The sequence below is a fragment of the Nonomuraea fuscirosea genome, from assembly GCF_035917475.1.
Lineage (GTDB): Bacteria > Actinomycetota > Actinomycetes > Streptosporangiales > Streptosporangiaceae > Nonomuraea > Nonomuraea fuscirosea.
Map to the genome: position 1 here is coordinate 11,150,403 of NZ_CP109074.1, position 18,409 is coordinate 11,168,811.

Sequence of the window (18,409 nt, forward strand, 5' to 3'; positions counted from 1 at the left end):
CCCGGCCTCGCGCTTACGCCGATCCGGTGATCTTGTCGATGGCCTGGAGCTCGTCCTGCGTGAACGCGGGCCCGTCCACGCACGCCACGTTGTCCTCCAGCTGCTTGACACTGCTCGCGCCGATCAGCACGCTCGTCACCCGCGAGTCCCTGAGCACCCACGACAGCGCCATCTGCGCCAGCGTCTGTCCCCGGGTCCGCGCGATCTCGTTGAGGTCGCGCGCCAGATTCACGTCGATCTGCTCGGCGTTCAGGAACCTGCTGGTCGCCGCACGCGAGTCGGCGGGAACGCCGTCGAGGTAACGGTCGGTCAGCAGCCCCTGCGCCAGCGGCGAGAACGCGATGCAGCCCATGCCCGCCTCCTCCACCGCGTCCAGCAGCCCGTCCTCGACCCACCGGTTGACCATCGAGTAGGACGGCTGGTGGATCAGCAGCGGCGTGCCCAGCTCCCGCATGATCCGCGCGGCCTGCGCGGTCTGCTCGGCCGAGTAGTTGGAGATGCCGGCGTAAAGGGCCTTGCCCGAGCGCACGGCCCGGTCGAGCGCCCCCATGGTCTCCTCCAGCGGCGTCTCCGGGTCGGGACGGTGGCTGTAGAAGATGTCCACGTAGTCGAGGCCCATGCGCCCCAGCGACTGGTCCAGGCTGGCCAGCACGTACTTCCGCGAGCCCCACTCACCGTACGGGCCCGGCCACATGTCGAAGCCCGCCTTGGTGGAGATGATCAGCTCGTCCCGGTAGGGGGCGAAGTCCTCGCTGAAGATCCGGCCGAAGTTCCGCTCCGCCGAGCCGTACGGCACGCCGTAGTTGTTGGCCAGGTCGAAGTGCGTGACACCGAGGTCGAACGCGCGGCGCAGGATCGCCCGCGAGTTCTCGATCGGCCGGTTGTCGCCGAAGTTGTGCCACAACCCCAGCGAGACCGCGGGCAGCTTGAGCCCGCTGCGCCCGCTGCGGTTGTACGGCTGGCGCTCGTAACGCCCCTCGTCGGCCTGATAGGTCATGCTGTGCCCCTTTCGATGATCCACGACAGCGCGAACGCCTCTTCCCGCCAGGCGTCGTAACGCCCGCTGCGCCCGCCGTGACCGGCGCCCATCTCCGTCTTCAGCAGGAACGGCCCGCCGCTCGCGGAGGCCCGCAGCCGGGCGATCCACTTGGCCGGCTCGTGGTACAGCACGCGCGTGTCGTTCAGGCTCGTGATCGCCAGGATCGGCGGGTACGGCCCGCCGTCAACGTTCTCATAGGGCGAATAGCTCTTCATGTACGCGTACACGTCCGGGTTGTGCAGGGGATCGCCCCACTCGTCCCACTCGATGACGGTGAGCGGCAGCGACGGGTCGAGGATCGTGTTCAGCGCGTCCACGAACGGCACCTCGGCCACCACGCCCGCGAACAGCTCGGGAGCCAGGTTCGTCACCGCGCCCATCAGCAGGCCGCCCGCGGAGCCGCCCCTCGCGATGATCCGCTCGCTCCAGCCCGACGCCTTCATGTGCCTGGCCGCGTCCACGAAATCGGTGAACGTGTTGCGCTTCCTGGTGAGCTTGCCCTCCTCGTACCAGCGGCGGCCCATCTCACCGCCGCCGCGCACGTGCGCGATCGCGAAGACGAACCCGCGGTCGAGCAGCGACAGCCTCGGGACCGAGAAGCCGGGGTCGATCGAGGTCTCGTAGCTGCCGTACCCGTACAGGAGGGTCGGGGCGGGCTTGGCCGCGTCCTTGCGCTTGACGATCGACACCGGGATCCGCGTGCCGTCCTCGGCCGTGGCCCACTCGCGGAACTGCTCGTAGTCGCCCGCGTCGTAGCCGCCGAGCACCGGGCGCTGCTTGAGCAGGATCAGCTCGTGGCTGTCGAGCTCGTAGTCGTACACGCTGGGCGGGGTGATCATGCTCGTGTACGCCAGCCGCAGCCGCGTCGTCGTGAACTCCGGGTTACCGGCCGGCCCGACGTCGTAGAGCGGCTCGGGGAAGTCGATCTCGTACGCGTTCCGCTCCGACGCCTCGACCCGCTCGCGCCAGGTGCCGCCGGCCGAGCCGTACGGGAGCACGCGCAGCCCGGTCAGGCCGTCGCGGCGCAGGTGCACCACGGCGTGGTCGGAGAACGCGTCGATCTCCAGCAGCCTGGTGTCCTCCCCGTGCGCGATGAGCGGCGTCCAGGTGCCGGGGTCATCGAGCGGGGCCGTGGCCAGCTCGAAGTTCTCGGCGTTCTCGTTGTGCAGCACGTAGAAGAAGTCGCCCGCGTGCTCGACGCCGTACTCGACGCCCGTCGTCCGCGGGCGGACCACCCTGAACTCGCCCGCGGGGTCGTTCGCGTCGAGGATCCGCACCTCGCTGGTGATCTTGCTGCCCGCACCCAGCACCAGGTACTTCTCGCTGCGCGTCAGCCCGATGCCGACCCAGTAGCGCTCGTCGGACTCCTCGTAGACGAGCACGTCCTCCTGGGTGCCCAGCGCGTGCCGGTAGACCTGGAACGGGCGCCAGGCGTCGTCCACCCGCGTGTAGAAGAACGTCGACCCGTCGGCCGACCAGGCGCCCCCGTAGAAGATGTCGGTGATCTCGTCGGGGAGGACCTCACCGGTCGTCAGGTTCTTGAACTTGAGTGTGAAACGCTCGTCGCCCTTGTAGTCGGTGGAGAAGGCCAGCATCGTGCCGTCGGGGCTGACGGAGCTGGCGCCGACCGAGAAGAACGGGCTGTCGCCGGCCAGCTCGTTGCCGTCGAGGATCACCTGCTCGCGGTCGAGGCGCTCGCCCGGGGTGATCTTCGGGGGCGCGTCGCTGTCGGCCGGGACCCGGCAGGAGACCGCGTACTGCTTGCCCTCCTCGGTGCGCGAGAAGTACCACCACGCGCCCTTACGGCTCGGCACCGACAGGTCGGTCTCCTGGGTGCGGCCCTTGATCTCCTGGAACACCTGCTCCTGGAGGTCGGAGAGGTGAGCGGTCTGCTGTTTGAGAAAATCGTTCTCCGCCTCCAGATAGGCGGTCGTGTCGGGATCTTCCTTGTTGCTCAGCCAGGCGTACTCGTCGATGACGGTGTCGCCGTGATGGATGCGCTTCGTGGGAACCTTCTTCGCCACTGGCGGCGTGTTGCTGCTCACGTGGGGAGTCTATGTTCGGTCGTGATCGTTCTGTTGCCGGAGAAGACGGCGAAGCGGCACGAGGGCTCGGAAGCGCTGCTAATCTTTAGGAGCCGACGCGGTGCGGCGCAACCCTCCTCTCTCACTCAGGTGACTTTGGTCTGTTGTGTCACGCTTGTCGGCAAACCCGTCTGACGCGCCGGTCCGGAGATCGATTCGCAGAACGGCCGAACGGCTGGTAAGTTAGAGGGGTTGTCTCCGAAAGGGGGCAGAGCTTAATTCCCGCAGGTCGAGCGAGTCCGGTCAATTTGACAGGGACTTGAACGGCTGAAAGAATTAAGACACAACGGAAGAACGAACGGAGTGAACGCCTCCGAGCGGGGATCACGGAAGTGGTTTCGGTGCGGATGTACGCGTCCGTTTCTTGAGAACTCAACAGTGTGTTAAAAGCCAGTGCATGATTTTCATGCAACACCTCGTCAAGTCATTTGTACTTGATGGATTTTTGTTGGGATTGTTTCCAGACATTGTTTGGAGAGTTTGATCCTGGCTCAGGACGAACGCTGGCGGCGTGCTTAACACATGCAAGTCGAGCGGAAAGGCCCTTCGGGGTACTCGAGCGGCGAACGGGTGAGTAACACGTGAGCAACCTGCCCCTGACTCTGGGATAAGCCCGGGAAACTGGGTCTAATACCGGATATGACCGCCCCTGGCATCGGGTGGTGGTGGAAAGTTTTTCGGTTGGGGATGGGCTCGCGGCCTATCAGCTTGTTGGTGGGGTAGTGGCCTACCAAGGCGACGACGGGTAGCCGGCCTGAGAGGGCGACCGGCCACACTGGGACTGAGACACGGCCCAGACTCCTACGGGAGGCAGCAGTGGGGAATATTGCGCAATGGGCGGAAGCCTGACGCAGCGACGCCGCGTGGGGGATGACGGCCTTCGGGTTGTAAACCTCTTTCAGCAGGGACGAAGTTGACGTGTACCTGCAGAAGAAGCGCCGGCTAACTACGTGCCAGCAGCCGCGGTAATACGTAGGGCGCAAGCGTTGTCCGGAATTATTGGGCGTAAAGAGCTCGTAGGTGGCTGGTCGCGTCTGCCGTGAAAGCCCGCAGCTTAACTGCGGGTCTGCGGTGGATACGGGCCGGCTAGAGGTAGGTAGGGGCAAGTGGAATTCCTGGTGTAGCGGTGAAATGCGCAGATATCAGGAGGAACACCGGTGGCGAAGGCGGCTTGCTGGGCCTTACCTGACGCTGAGGAGCGAAAGCGTGGGGAGCGAACAGGATTAGATACCCTGGTAGTCCACGCTGTAAACGTTGGGCGCTAGGTGTGGGACCCTTCCACGGGTTCCGTGCCGGAGCTAACGCATTAAGCGCCCCGCCTGGGGAGTACGGCCGCAAGGCTAAAACTCAAAGGAATTGACGGGGGCCCGCACAAGCGGCGGAGCATGTTGCTTAATTCGACGCAACGCGAAGAACCTTACCAAGGTTTGACATCACCCGGACAGGTCTAGAGATAGATCCTTCTTCGGACTGGGTGACAGGTGGTGCATGGCTGTCGTCAGCTCGTGTCGTGAGATGTTGGGTTAAGTCCCGCAACGAGCGCAACCCTTGCTCCATGTTGCCAGCAACACCGTTTTGGTGGTTGGGGACTCATGGGGGACTGCCGGGGTCAACTCGGAGGAAGGTGGGGATGACGTCAAGTCATCATGCCCCTTATGTCTTGGGCTGCAAACATGCTACAATGGCCGGTACAGAGGGTTGCGATGCCGTGAGGCGGAGCGAATCCCTAAAAGCCGGTCTCAGTTCGGATTGGGGTCTGCAACTCGACCCCATGAAGTCGGAGTCGCTAGTAATCGCAGATCAGCAACGCTGCGGTGAATACGTTCCCGGGCCTTGTACACACCGCCCGTCACGTCACGAAAGTCGGCAACACCCGAAGCCCGTGGCCCAACCAGCTTGCTGGGGGGAGCGGTCGAAGGTGGGGCTGGCGATTGGGACGAAGTCGTAACAAGGTAGCCGTACCGGAAGGTGCGGCTGGATCACCTCCTTTCTAAGGAGCACTCTCACCCGTCACTACCGAATGTGTGGTGGGGTGACAGCTCACTAGTGGAGCACTGGCTACTCAACCGGTTCGCGTGACTGGACTGCTAGTACCGTCTGGCTCTTCTTCGGGAGGGCTGGGAGTGGGAACGAGGTCACGGGTGCGTGAGCTGGTTGGACACACTGTTGGGTCCTGAGGAAACGGGCAGCCTTTGGGTTTGCTTGTTTGACCTCGGTACAGGGCCGGTGAACATCCTGCGGGTTGTGGGGTGGGAGCCGGTTGCTGTTTGTTGTTTGAGATTTGCATAGTGGACGCGAGCATCTTTGTGGCCAAGTTTTTTAGGGCACACGGTGGATGCCTTGGCATCAGGAGCCGATGAAGGACGTGGGAGGCTGCGTTAAGCCTCGGGGAGTCGCCAACCAGACGTTGATCCGGGGATGTCCGAATGGGGAAACCTAGCACCAGTCATGTGGTGTTGCCTCCGCCTGAATGTATAGGGCGGTTGGTGGTAACGCGGGGAAGTGAAACATCTCAGTACCCGTAGGAAGAGAAAACAAGAGTGATTCCGTGAGTAGTGGTGAGCGAAAGCGGATGAGGCTAAACCGGGCGTGTGTGATAGCCGGCGGGCGTTGCATGTCCGGGGTCGTGGGACCTTCTTACAGTCTCTGCCGGGACTGTGAACAGTGATAAATCGGTGGGGTAGTCGAAGCCTCTGGGAAGGGGCGCCGTAGACCGTGAGAGCCGGGTAGGCGAAACCTTGTCGACTGTTTGAGGGGATCCCAAGTAGCACGGGGCCCGAGAAATCCTGTGTGAATCTGCCAGGACCACCTGGTAAGCCTAAATACTCCCTGATGACCGATAGTGCACGAGTACCGTGAGGGAAAGGTGAAAAGTGCCCCGGTGAGGGGTCGTGAAATAGTACCTGAAACCGTGTGCCTACAAGCCGTAGGAGCTTACATCAGTTTGCTGGTGTGTGATGTGACTGCGTGCCTTTTGAAGAATGAGCCTGCGAGTTATGGTGTGTGGCGAGGTTAACCCGTGTGGGGGAGCCGTAGCGAAAGCGAGTCTGAAGAGGGCGTTTGAGTCGCATGCTGTAGACCCGAAGCGGAGTGATCTACGCATGGGCAGGTTGAAGCTCAGGTAAGACTGGGTGGAGGACCGAACCCACCAGGGTTGAAAACCTGGGGGATGATCTGTGTGTAGGGGTGAAAGGCCAATCAAACTCCGTGATAGCTGGTTCTCCCCGAAATGCATTTAGGTGCAGCGTTGCGTGTTTCTTGCCGGAGGTAGAGCACTGGATGGCTAATGGGCCCGACAAGGTTACTGACGTCAGCCAAACTCCGAATGCCGGTAAGTGAGAGCGTGGCAGTGAGACTGCGGGCGATAAGGTTCGTAGTCGAGAGGGAAACAGCCCAGATCACCGACTAAGGCCCCTAAGCGTGTGCTAAGTGGGAAAGGATGTGGAGTCGCAGAGACAACCAGGAGGTTGGCTTAGAAGCAGCCACCCTTGAAAGAGTGCGTAATAGCTCACTGGTCAAGTGATTCCGCGCCGACAATGTAGCGGGGCTCAAGTACACCGCCGAAGTCGTGGCATTGATCCTCCTTTCGAGGGGGGTTGATGGGTAGGGGAGCGTCGTGCAGCCGGCGAAGCAGCAGAGTGATCTAGTTGTGGAGGCTGTGCGAGTGAGAATGCAGGCATGAGTAGCGAATCGAGGGTGAGAAACCCTCGCGCCGGATGACCAAGGGTTCCTGGGCCAGGCTAATCCGCCCAGGGTAAGTCGGGACCTAAGGCGAGGCCGACAGGCGTAGTCGATGGACAACGGGTTGATATTCCCGTACCCGCTTCAATGCGCCCATACTGAACCTCGTGATGCTAAGAGTCCTTAAGTCCGCTGGTCCTTCGGGACTGGTGTGAGGCTGAACGCTCGATCCGATCGGGTAGTAGGTAAGCGATGGGGTGACGCAGGAAGGTAGTCCAGCCCAGGCGATGGTTGTCCTGGGGTAAGCATGTAGGGAGTGAGGTAGGTAAATCCGCCTCACGCGTATCCTGAGATGTGATGCCGAGCCGATTGTGGTGAAGTGGATGATCCTATGCTGCCGAGAAAAGCCTCTAGTGAGTGTTGTGGCGGCCCGTACCCTAAACCGACTCAGGTGGTCAGGTAGAGAATACTAAGGCGATCGGGTGAACTGTGGTTAAGGAACTCGGCAAATTGCCCCCGTAACTTCGGGAGAAGGGGGGCCTCTGCTGGTGATGGGTTTTGCATCCTGAGCTGGTGGGGGCCGCAGTGGCCAGGGGGAAGCGACTGTTTACTAAAAACACAGGTCCGTGCGAAGTCGTAAGACGATGTATACGGACTGACGCCTGCCCGGTGCCGGAACGTTAAGGGGACCGCTTAGTTCAGCTTCGGCTGGGCGAAGGTGAGAACTTAAGCGCCGGTAAACGGCGGTGGTAACTATAACCATCCTAAGGTAGCGAAATTCCTTGTCGGGTAAGTTCCGACCTGCACGAATGGCGTAACGACTTCCCCGCTGTCTCAACCGCAGACCCGGCGAAATTGCACTACGAGTAAAGATGCTCGTTACGCGCAGCAGGACGGAAAGACCCCGGGACCTTCACTACAGCTTGACATTGGCGTTTGGAGCGTCTTGTGTAGGATAGGTGGGAGACTGGGAAGCTCGGACGCTAGTTCGGGTGGAGTCATTGGTGAAATACCACTCTGGTCGTTTTGAACGTCTAACTCTGGTCCGTGATCCGGATCGGGGACAGTGTCTGGTGGGTAGTTTAACTGGGGCGGTTGCCTCCTAAAGAGTAACGGAGGCGCCCAAAGGTTCCCTCAGCCTGGTTGGCAATCAGGTGTTGAGTGTAAGTGCACAAGGGAGCTTGACTGTGAGACTGACGGGTCGAGCAGGAGCGAAAGCTGGGACTAGTGATCCGGCATCGGCGTGTGGAAGCGGTGTCGCTCAACGGCTAAAAGGTACCCCGGGGATAACAGGCTGATCTTCCCCAAGAGTCCATATCGACGGGATGGTTTGGCACCTCGATGTCGGCTCGTCGCATCCTGGGGCTGGAGTAGGTCCCAAGGGTTGGGCTGTTCGCCCATTAAAGCGGTACGCGAGCTGGGTTTAGAACGTCGCGAGACAGTTCGGTCCCTATCCGCTGCGCGCGCAGGAGACTTGAAAGGGGCTGTCCCTAGTACGAGAGGACCGGGACGGACGAACCTCTGGTGTGCCAGTTGTACCGCCAGGTGCACGGCTGGTTGGCTACGTTCGGAAGGGATAACCGCTGAAAGCATCTAAGCGGGAAGCTCGCCTTGAGATGAGGTCTCCCACCTGTAACAGGGGTAAGGCTCCCGGTAGACGACCGGGTTGATAGGCCGGAGGTGGAAGCACGGTAACGTGTGGAGCTGACCGGTACTAATAGGCCGAGGACTTGACCACAAAGCAACTCTTCTTTGCTCTGTGGGGTGTGTGCTGCGTTCTGTTCTCTTCGCCGGGTCCAGAGCTGCGCCGCACTCGATGGGTTTGGAGTGTGTTGCTCGCGTCCACTAAGCAATTCTGAGGCAGCAAACAGCGTGTGTTGTTTGTGTGTTTCAGAGGGTTACGGCGGTTATGGCGGGAAGGAAACACCCGGTTACATTCCGAACCCGGAAGTTAAGCTTCTCTGCGCCGATGGTACTGCACTCGGGAGGGTGTGGGAGAGTAGGTCACCGCCGGACAATCTTTCTCGAGGAGGGTTCCGACGCTTTACAGCGTCGGGGCCCTCTTCTTGTATGTCCGGACTCTTTCTCAGGGTCCTGCCGCCGGGCAGCCTTTCGGGGCAGCTTGGCGGGCTGCTGGCCTGTGAGGGCTCGGGTGGGCCTCGCTGAGGACGTTCCTGGGGACGGTCTCCTGCCTGGGCGGGCCTGCTGTGGGGGTTCGTGCGGGTCGACGTCGTGTAGTAGCCGGACAAGCAGAGGTCTCCGCCAAAGGGATCAAAGACCAAGAAGAGCTTGAACAACGGCGACCTCATGAACACCTAACCGGTGACGCGGCGATTCTCCGTCACCGATGCGCAGCAAGCGCGGCGGGAACTACTACGACCAGTAAGCTTCAGGCCCTCGTTGGTCGTCGCAATGGAACGGGCATCCGCTGGCGGGTCGGGGCCGGCGCACCGCGATGGAGCAAGCACCAGCTGACCAACGGTATCCACTGACGAGTCCGGGTCTGCGAACCCGCCGGTGGACAGGCGTCAGCCAAGAGACGGCTTCCGCTGGCGGGTCCAAGTCGCCGCACCGCGATGGAGCAAACGTCAGCCGATAGACGGCTTCTGCTGCAGGATTGGGGCGAAGCGCCGCGGTGGGGTGCACGACTCCCGGCATATGGTCCGCGGTCTGTGTGCTGTACGACCTGAGTGCGCCGGTCATGCCCTCGGCATTCCCGCAGTGGGCTGTAGACCATGCGGCACTTGGCATATGAACAGCAATAGTGGTTGACGGCCCCTGGTGCTCATCGCCGGGCAGCGCGGGGACGCGCCGGAGTTTGCCACGCTCACGGCACAGCTCAGCGCGTCGCGTCTGGGGGCCGGACCGGCTTGGGACCCGGTCGAGGCCGTCAGCTCGGCCGGCACTTACCTGATCGGTGGCTTGTCGGCTCTGATGCTTGCTGCTGGGCTGTGCGGGGATGTGCTGTTGGTTGCCGTCGGTCGTGGCGCAGCCAAGCGTGCCGTGGTCTGGGTCGAGTCGGCTGCGGGTCTTGTCCGGGAGCGTCAGTGGTGCTGGGGTGGACCCGGTCGGGACTCCAACTCGACGTGGTCGGCGAGTTCGGTTGTCGATGTCCTGGGGCAGCGGCGTGGATGCCATCGCCGGTGAGGGCCTCGTCGGTGTTCTCGCCGGGGCTCGACAATGATTACTCCTTTCTGGCGGTCATGCTCACTTGCCCGTATGGGAGAGTCGCACTACGGCACATCGCAGAACATAGCGTTCACGCGGCTTCCGCTGCATGAGTCCCGAACTGGCCGATTGTCTCGCTGGCTGGCAACCGTGGAAGCAGGGGCGGTCAGGATCAGTGGGGGCGGCCGGCCATCAGCGGCGACAGTGGTAGTAGCGAGGGTGCGTGGTAGCAGCGGGGTGGTCGGCCGTTAGCGTTCGACCCGGCTGATCAGCGCGACCGTTCCGCCATGGGCTGTGTTGTGGCCTCCGAGTTCAACGGCTCCATGACCTGGTCGCCCTGCAACGATCACCTCCCCGAGACGGCTACCTACGACTTCGGGATGGTCTGAACAAACAATGGTGCTTCTGCGGTCGCTCTCCACCGGGCGTTCTGCGATGGTTCACCAGCGGATATGGTTCGACTCGCTCGGTGGAGTCCTCGTTGCGGTCGGAGCTGTTCGCGGCTGTTTCTGGAGAATTTCGGGATCAGTCTCGGCGTAGGGGAATATGTCGGTGGGGCCTGCCAGCATGGCTTCATGATCACGTCGGTTGACGAACGCTTCTGGCTTTGTGTTTGTGTGCGCGGGTTGACTCCGCCTGGGCGGCTGGAGTGTTACGCCTCGGTGGCCTTCGGTGTGGGAGGGCTGGTGTCGGCGTTCGACGTGGAGGCCGATGCCACGGGCGTCTGCTGCGAGTCGACGTTCATCGCCGGGGCCGGTGGCAGGCTTGGCGTTGTGGGGGAGGGCGACGGGCGTCGGGTGGTTCGTGTCCGTCTGTGCGCGTCGATTGGTGGCCGGGTTTTTGGAGGTCGTGCCGCTGCGGGGGTGGGGCGGGTCGCGTCGTCGTTGGCGGGTAGGCGGGGTCGCCGGCGGCTGTCGGCTAGGTTCCGAGCATGGGGTGAGGGGCGGGCAGCCGGGGGAGTTGCGTGGGAGGGGTGGCGGTGGCTGGCTGGGAGCTGGCCCCGTGGGGGTGGGGCTCAGGGGGTGTGTGGGGCGCTGGGATGGGACCTGGTGTGGGGTGGGTGTGGGCAGGGGGCTGCGGGTCGGGGTGCCGGGTGCTGGGGTGGGTTGGGGTTTGGGGGGTTGTGGTGAGGTTTCGGGACTACTTCGTGGTTTTGGTGGCAGAGGGACGAGTGCGTACTTCCGGGAGAGGCGAGGGTCAGAGGTGCAGCGTGCCGGACATCACGGTGACGGCGTGGCCGGCGAGGTGGACGCGGTCGCCGTCATGGCGGACGTGTACGGTGCCGCCCCGCGCCGACAGCTGGGCGCCGGTCAGGGAGGTGCGGCCGAGGCGGGCCGACCAGTACGGCGCCAGGGCGCAGTGGGCCGAGCCCGTCACCGGGTCCTCGTTGACGCCCACGTTCGGGGCGAAGAAGCGGGAGACGAAGTCGGTGTCCTCGCCGGGAGCGGTGACGATGACGCCTCTCGCGTCCACGGCGGCCAGGGCTTCGATATCGGGGCCAAGGGTGCGTACGGTTTCCGCCGAGTCCACCTCGACCAGCAGGTCGAGCGCGCTTTTTCCGACCCGCACCGGAGTGGCGCCGAGCGCTTTCTCCAGGCCCTCGGGAACGGGGACAGGGGTCACCTGCTTGGCCGGGAAATCCATTGTGATCATGCCGTCGGTGCGCCGATTCACGGTAAGGATCCCGCTCGCCGTGCTGAATTCCAGCTGTCCCGTCGCCGCACCGGTCGAATAGAGGACGTGTGCGGTCGCCAGCGTGGCATGGCCACAGAGTGTGACTTCCACCGTCGGGGTGAACCAGCGCAGCGAATCTCCGAGCAGGAAAGCGGTCTCGGAGAGGCTCATCTCGTTGGCTACGCTCTGCATCCACCGCTCAGTAACCGGAGTGTCCAGCAGGCAGACCGCCGCGGGATTACCCTTGAAAGCTGTGTCGGTGAAGGCATCGACGGTGAAGAGGAGCATGTGGCTCAGGGTATACGGGGGGCGGATATCCAGCTGCAACCAGGCTGCAAGCCGTACAAAATGGAATTAGGGCTGGGCGTGTCGCGTGGCGAATGCGGAATCGTCGGTTACCGTCCAATGTGTAGGGACGTGCCGATTACGGTGAGTTCCTGAGGAAAGGACAAGCCGATGGGGGCAGTGCGCAAGGTGGTGAGCTACCTTGGCCTGAGCGGGGTCGATCACTACGACGAGGGCTATGACGACGACGAGCACTACGAGGACGAGTACGTCCCCGCGACCGAGCGGGCCGCCCGGCGGTGGCGCGCGAACGTCGACTCGTCGCGGATCGTGATGGTCCAGCCGCTCAAGTACAACGACGCGCCGTTGATCGGTCAGCATTTCCGTGACGGGCAAACGGTGATCATGGACGTTACGGGCATGTCGATGTCCGAGGCGACGAGGATGGTCGATTTCGCCGCAGGGCTGGCTTTCGGGTGTGAGGGGCGGATCGAGCGCATCGCCGAGCGCGTCTTCCTGCTCGCGCCGGCTCACGTGGAGATCGAGACCACCTGATCGCGCATATATAGGAAGGCCGTGCTGACCGCCAGATGATCCTCGTCTTATCCCCCTCCGCTCGTCTTCTACCTGCGGCCGGCCTCCGATCGAAGCACGTGTTCAAGGGCTGCCCGGCATAGGGCTGTTCGGCATGGTGCTGGCTGTTCGTGGGCTGGGCGGTCAGGCGCGCCGGCAACGGCCCTAGCGGGTTTGTCCGGCGGTTTGGTTCCGGCGGATTCTGGCGCGGGCCGTCCCTGTTTCGGCGGGTTCCGTCTGGGCGGGGTCTGTTGGGGCGGGTGCCGGCTTGCTGGGTGTGGCCGGGCCGAGGACTTCGCGGGCTTACGTCAGTGGGCGGCGCGGGGGCCGCGGCGGATGAGGAGGGTGAGTTCGGCGGCGTCTTCGGCGGCCTGCTTGGCTCGGGCGTCCGACTCGCGGGCGTACGCGTGCAGCGCCCAGACGGCCCCTTCCGCCAGCTCCCTCAGCTCGTTGACCTGGGAGGCCACGTAGCGGGCGTCCGCCTCGGCGAGTTTGCGGCGCTGCCAGAGCTGCCAGGCGGCCAGGCCGATCATGGCGACGGCGGCCGCGGCGAGCAGACGGGCGGCGAGGACCGCGCCGACGAGACAGGCCACGCCGGCGACGGTGAGCACCACGGCGGCCCACGGGCGCCCGCGGGGCACCATGCCGTCGGTGACGATCGACTCCTCCGCCGCCGCCAGGGAATCCTGGTCGGGGCCCTCGGGGCGCAGGTGGATGCGGTGGCCGAGCAGCGGCACGGTCAGCGTTTCCGGCGGGTCGAGGCGGCTGTCGGCTTCGAGTTCTTCGGCCACGGCGCGCAGGATGGGCGCGGCGACGTGCAGGGCGATGGCCGCGAGATGCGGGTCGGCGCCGGGGCGCAGGTCGTCGAGCAGGTAGGTGCTGAGTGAGGCCATCGGCCCGGCCGGTCCGCCCAGGCCGATCAGCGAGCGCAGGACGGCCAGCGGCTCGTTCTCGGCCCAGGCGGCGGCGGGGCTGTTGGAGCTGTTGTCGAGCGGGGCGGCGGAGTCGTGTTCGGCCTGCCGGGCCGAGGTGATCTCCGCGCAGCGGCCGCGCAGCCTGGCCAGGCGGGCTGCGGCCACGGCGGGCCTGGCGAGTGCGGGGATCTCGGCCATCTCGGGGAAGTCGACCAGCGACGGCGGCACGACGACGGCCGGCTCACCGGGCACGAGCGCCTGCACCCACTCCTGCGGGTCGGCGCGGTCCTGGACGGCCAGCGCGTCGAGTTTGCGCAGCACGAAGATCTTGCCGGCGGGGCCGTACGCCCCCCGGGCGGCGGCCAGCCAGAGCGAGCGCTGGCCGTGGGTGACAGGGCGGTCGAGGGACAGTTCGCCGAAGGCGGTGCCGAGCCAGGAGGCGTGGATGCGGCTGCCCTGACCGGACACCGCCAGCGCCAGGCAGAGGAAGAGGGCCGTCTGTTGCTCGTCGCGGCCGGCCGCCTTGCTCAGGTGCTCCAGCGGGTCGTCGCCGGACAGGATGGCGACCAGCGCCTGGACGGCCGGGGGCAGCCAGTAGCCGGATACGTCGCGGAAGCTCGGTGCGGCAGGAGGCGCGGTGCCCTTGGCGGCGAGGTGCGCCAGCAGCGCCTCGGCATAGCGATGCAACTCGGTCGCTGCTGGGGGGCTCGCAGTCAGGTCCGTGCTCAAGGCAGAGAACTCCCCCAATTCGGCCTCAGTTCATGACCGCGTAAAGCGTAACCGCATGGGCGCGCCAACCGGGTGGAGGCGCGCCCATGACGGAACGGGAGACTTTGAGTCAACTGCCTGTTACATGCGCTCGGGGACAGGGACGCCCAGAAGGTCGAGCCCGGTCTCCAGGACGCGCAACGTGAGCGCGCACAGGGCCAGCCGCTGGTCTCTCGTCTCGGGGTCGACGCCTTCCTTGACGACCGGGCACTCCTCGTAGAACGTGCTCAGCAGGCTGGCCGTCTGGAAGAGGAACGCGCACAGCCGGTGTGGCTCGGAGGCGGCGGTGACCTGGGCGACGAGCTCGCCGAAGCCCAGCAGGTGGAGGCCGAGCGCGCGTTCGGCCGGGGCGGCCAGCACGATCGGGGCGTTCGCCTCGTCCGGCTCGATGCCCGCCTTGCGGAAGATGGAGCGGATGCGGGCCGTCGCGTACTGCATGTAGGGGCCGGTGTTGCCGGTCGTGGCCACCATGCGGTCGAGGTCGAAGACGTATTCGCTGTCGTGGCTGACGGACAGGTCGGCATATTTCACCGCGGCCATGCCGACGGCGTGGGCGATCTCCCGCTTGAGGGCCTCGTCGTAGCCGCGGTCCTCGATCAGCCGGGCGGCGCGGTCGACGGCCTCCTGGAGCAGGTCCATCAGCTTGACCGACTCGCCGGAGCGGGTCTTGAACCGCCGGCCGTCCTTGCCCAGCATCATGCCGATGCGCACGTGCTCGGCGTCGACCGTGTCGGGCAGCCAGCCGGCCAGCCGGGCCGCCGCGAACACCATCTGGAAGTGCAGCGCCTGCTCGTTGCCGACGACGTAGAGGATGCGGTCGGCCTTGAGGTCGTGCACGCGGTAGCGGATGGCCGCCAGGTCGGTGGTGGCGTAGCCGTAGCCGCCGTCGCTCTTCCTGATGATGAGCGGCAGCGGCTTGTCGTCGGAGCCGGTGAAGCCGGGCGGGAAGACGCACAGCGCGCCCTCGCTCATCTCCGCCGTGCCCGCCGCCTCGAGGTCGTCGCAGGTCTTCTGGAGCATCGGGTTGTACATGCTCTCGCCGGCGATGTCGGTGTCGGTCAGCGTGACGCCGAGCAGGTCGTAGACCTTGTTGAAGAAGCGCACGGTGGCGTCCATGAACACGTGCCAGAGCCGCAGCGTGTCGGGGTCGCCCGACTGCAGGGTGGAGACCCGCGTCCGCGCGCGGGTCTTGAAGTCCTCGTCGCCGTCGAACTTGCTCCGCGCCGCCTGGTAGAACTCGGTGCCCTGGCCGGCTTCGAGCTGCGCGACCGCGGCCTGCTCGCCGATGTCGAGCAGGTGCTCGATGAGCATGCCGAACGGGGTGCCCCAGTCGCCCAGGTGGTTCTGCCTGATGACGGTGTTGCCCAGGTGCTCGTGCAGGCGGGCCAGGGAGTCGCCGACGATCGTCGTGCGCAGGTGGCCGACGTGCATCTCCTTGGCCGCGTTGGGCGCGGAGTAGTCGATCACGACGGTCTGCGACGGCGTGATCGTGCCGACGCCGAGGCGCGGGTCGGCCAGCATCCCCCGGGCCTCGGACTCGATGAAGGAGTCGGCGAGGGTGATGTTGAGGAAGCCGGGGCCGCTGACCTCGATCGTGCCGGGGAAATCGGACAGCTCCGCCCTGATCGCCTCGGCGACCTCCCGCGGGCTCCGTCGCAGACGCTTGGCCAGGCTCATCGCGACGTTCGCCTGGAAGTCGGCGAACTGGGAGGGCCGGATCAGCGGATCTGCGTCGGCGTGCTCCGGGCCGAACGCGCGGGCCAGCGCCTGCTGGACGCGCTCGGTGAGCACAATCTGCGGGTCGGTCATGGTCTAAGGGTACCGGCGAGCTTGACCGACACGCTTATCAGAAAAGCGGCCACGACCGAGATGCCGACGGCGATCAGATCGTTGCTCGGGTCGCCGGGTTCGAGGGCGAAGAACTCCCTGATGAAGGGCAGGGACAGGCCGACGCAGAAGAGCACCGCCATGGCCGCGACCATGGCCGCCCGCCACCAGTTGAGCGGCCTGGCGATCAGGACGAGGACCCACCAGGTGGTGAGGAAGAGCGTGATCACGGCGGCGGTCTGGTCCTCCAGGAGGGAGGAGGCGCCGTTGTGCGCGGCCCAGAACGACAGCAGCACGGCCAGCGCGCACAGCACTCCGGCCGGTACGGCGAAGCGCAGCACACGGGGCACGAACCCGGGCTCGGCGCGCTCAAGAGTGGGGGCGAGCGCGAGGAAGAACGCCGGGATGCCGATGACCAGGGCGTTGGTCAGGGTCGAGTGGCGCGGCGCGAACGGGAACGCGACCCCGGCCACCCCGACCAGCAACGACAGCACGATCGCGTAGAAGGTCTTGGTGAGGAACAGGTTGGCGACCCGTTCGATGTTGGCCAGCACCCGCCGGCCCTCGCCCACGACGTGGGGCAGCGTGGCGAACTTGTCGTCGAGCAGCACCACCTGCGCGACCGCCTTGGTGGCCGGGCTGCCCGCGCCCATCGCGATGCCGAGGTCGGCGTCCTTGAGCGCGAGCACGTCGTTGACGCCGTCGCCGGTCATGGCGACCGTGTGACCGCGCGACTGCAGCGCCGTCACGAACTCCCGCTTCTGGCGCGGGGTGACCCGGCCGAAGACGGTGTGGCTGTCGAGTAGTTCGCCGAGTTTGTCCGGGTCGTCGTGCGGGAGTGTCCTGGCGTCGATGGCACGTTCGCCGCCGGGGATGCCGAGGCCGGTCGCGATGGCCGAGACCGCCTGGGTGTTGTCACCCGAGATGATCTTGAGCTTGACGTTCTGCTGGGCGAAGTAGCGCAGGGTGTCGCGGGCGTCCGGTCTGATGCGCTGCTTGAACGTGACGAGCGCGACGGGGAGCAGGGGGCCGGCGGGGAGCGTGCTTGCGGTGTCCGTGAGGGCGGCCGGGCCGGTGGCGCGGCACAGCACCAGGACGCGGGTTCCCGTGGCGGCCAGCTCGGCGGCCCTGTCGTAGCAGTCGCCGCCCTGGAGCAGCACGTCGGGCGCGCCCAGCACCCAGGTGCCGTGCTCGCCGAAGTCAGCCCCGCTCCACTTGCGCGCCGAGGAGAACGGCACGGTCGCGCCGGCCGTCCAGCCGTCGGCGGAGGGGTGGGCGGCCCTGATGGCTTCGGCGGTGGCGTTCGGCCGGCTGTCGAGGTGGGCCAGGGCGGCGAGCGCGGCGTCGATCGGCTGGCCGTCGGGCTTGGCCAGGGCGGCGGCGAGCGCGGGATCGATCGGGCGGCCGTCGGGCTGAGGAAGGACAGCGGGTGCGGACCTGTCGGGGTGGGCGGGGAGGACCTGGTCGAGGTCCATGCCGGCCGCGGTGAGGGTGCCGGTCTTGTCCAGGCAGAGCACGTCCACCCTGGCCAGGCCCTCGATCGCGGGCAGCTCCTGGACCAGGCACCCGCGCCGGCCCAGGCGCACGACGCCGACCGCGAACGCGATGGAGGTCGTCAGCACCAGCCCCTCGGGGATCATGGTGACGATGCCCGCGACCGCGCCGGTGATGGCGGTGCCGAGGTCGGCCGAGTTGCGCAGCTGGCTGTAGATCAGCAGCGCGCCGATGGGGATGACCAGCCAGGTGATGTACTTGATGAAGTTCGCGACCCCGGCGCGCAGCTCGGAGTGGGCGAGGTGGAACCGGCTGGCCTCCTCGGCCAGGCGCACGGCGTACGCGTCGGTGCCGACCTTGGTGGCGACGAACGCCCCCGAGCCCGCCACCGCGAAGCTGCCCGACAGGACCTGCTCGCCCGGCTGTTTGTGCACGGAATCGGCCTCGCCGGTGAGCAGCGACTCGTCCACCTCCAGGCCCTCCGCGTGGACGACCTCGCCGTCGACGAGCAGCCGATCGCCGGGACCGAGCAGGATGAGGTCGCCCAGCACCACGTCACGGGGGCTGACCTGACGTTCCTCGCCGTCGCGGCGCACGCGTACGGGAGCCTCGTTGATCACCGCGAGCTTGTCGAGCGTGCGTTTGGCGCGCACCTCCTGGATGATGCCGATCAGCGCGTTGGCCACGATGACCAGCCCGAACGCGCCGTCCTGCCACTCCCCGAAGATCAGGATGAGTGCCCACAGGACGCCGATGACCAGGTTGAACAGGGTGAAGACGTTCGCCCGGAGAATCGCGCTCAGCGACCTGCTCGACCGGCGTGGCACGTGGTTGGCCTTCGCCCCCGCCACCTGTGCGGACGTCAGCCCGGGCGCGGTCAAGGTGAGCCCGTCCACATAACC

The 18,409-nt window shown here is 65.5% G+C and carries 7 protein-coding genes and 3 rRNA genes; 4 read left to right on the plus strand and 6 right to left on the minus strand.

The genetic code is table 11. The features are described from left to right. Positions 1–13: 13 nt before the first annotated feature. Positions 14–997 (minus strand): L-glyceraldehyde 3-phosphate reductase, encoded by a 984-nt coding sequence (gene mgrA / locus OIE67_RS51520; protein ID WP_326634493.1) that lies wholly within the window; start codon positions 995–997, stop codon positions 14–16. Further along, entirely contained in the window at positions 994–3,084 is a 2,091-nt protein-coding gene (locus OIE67_RS51525) for a S9 family peptidase (RefSeq protein ID WP_326634495.1), read from the minus strand. The genes mgrA and OIE67_RS51525 overlap by 4 nt, the downstream gene beginning before the upstream one ends. 507 nt (positions 3,085–3,591) lie before the next feature. Between OIE67_RS51525 and OIE67_RS51530 the strand changes: the two genes are divergently transcribed. From OIE67_RS51530 to rrf, 3 genes are all read left to right on the plus strand, one after another. Next, a 16S ribosomal RNA gene (locus OIE67_RS51530) occupies positions 3,592–5,113 on the plus strand. 318 nt (positions 5,114–5,431) lie between these two features. After that, positions 5,432–8,542: ribosomal RNA gene (locus OIE67_RS51535) — 23S ribosomal RNA — on the plus strand. 161 nt (positions 8,543–8,703) lie between these two features. Further along, positions 8,704–8,820: ribosomal RNA gene (rrf, locus tag OIE67_RS51540) — 5S ribosomal RNA — on the plus strand. Together the 16S, 23S and 5S rRNA genes form the textbook arrangement of a ribosomal RNA operon. Before the next feature lie 2,349 nt (positions 8,821–11,169). Here rrf and OIE67_RS51545 read toward each other — a convergent pair. Further along, on the minus strand, positions 11,170–11,934 hold the full coding sequence (locus OIE67_RS51545) for a PhzF family phenazine biosynthesis protein (RefSeq protein WP_326634497.1): 765 nt from the start codon (positions 11,932–11,934) through the stop codon (positions 11,170–11,172). A 168-nt stretch (positions 11,935–12,102) separates the two neighbouring features. Here OIE67_RS51545 and OIE67_RS51550 point away from each other — a divergent pair, with 168 nt between their 5' ends. Further along, a complete protein-coding gene (locus OIE67_RS51550) occupies positions 12,103–12,486 on the plus strand; it encodes a cell division protein SepF (protein ID WP_043633494.1) in 384 nt (127 codons plus the stop codon). A 326-nt stretch (positions 12,487–12,812) separates the two neighbouring features. Here the strand turns inward: OIE67_RS51550 and OIE67_RS51555 are convergent, their stop codons facing one another. From OIE67_RS51555 to OIE67_RS51565, 3 genes are all read right to left on the minus strand, one after another. Next, a complete protein-coding gene (locus tag OIE67_RS51555; RefSeq protein WP_326634503.1) occupies positions 12,813–14,105 on the minus strand; it encodes a hypothetical protein in 1,293 nt (430 codons plus the stop codon). A 162-nt stretch (positions 14,106–14,267) separates the two neighbouring features. Further along, positions 14,268–15,995, minus strand: a complete 1,728-nt coding sequence (gene argS / locus OIE67_RS51560) for an arginine--tRNA ligase (protein WP_326634505.1) — start codon at positions 15,993–15,995, stop codon at positions 14,268–14,270. After that, positions 15,992–18,403, minus strand: a complete 2,412-nt coding sequence (locus OIE67_RS51565; protein ID WP_326634507.1) for an HAD-IC family P-type ATPase — start codon at positions 18,401–18,403, stop codon at positions 15,992–15,994. Before OIE67_RS51565 ends, argS begins: the two co-directional genes overlap by 4 nt. Positions 18,404–18,409 lie beyond the last annotated feature (6 nt).

Excerpts from the sequence above, each read along its gene's own strand:
- mgrA (WP_326634493.1), bottom strand. The coding sequence starts at position 997 with ATGACCTATCAGGCCGACGAGGGGCGTTACGAGCGCCAGCCGTACAAC.
- argS (WP_326634505.1), bottom strand. The coding sequence starts at position 15,995 with ATGACCGACCCGCAGATTGTGCTCACCGAGCGCGTCCAGCAGGCGCTG.
- OIE67_RS51545 (WP_326634497.1), bottom strand. The coding sequence starts at position 11,934 with ATGCTCCTCTTCACCGTCGATGCCTTCACCGACACAGCTTTCAAGGGT.
- OIE67_RS51550 (WP_043633494.1), top strand. The coding sequence starts at position 12,103 with ATGGGGGCAGTGCGCAAGGTGGTGAGCTACCTTGGCCTGAGCGGGGTC.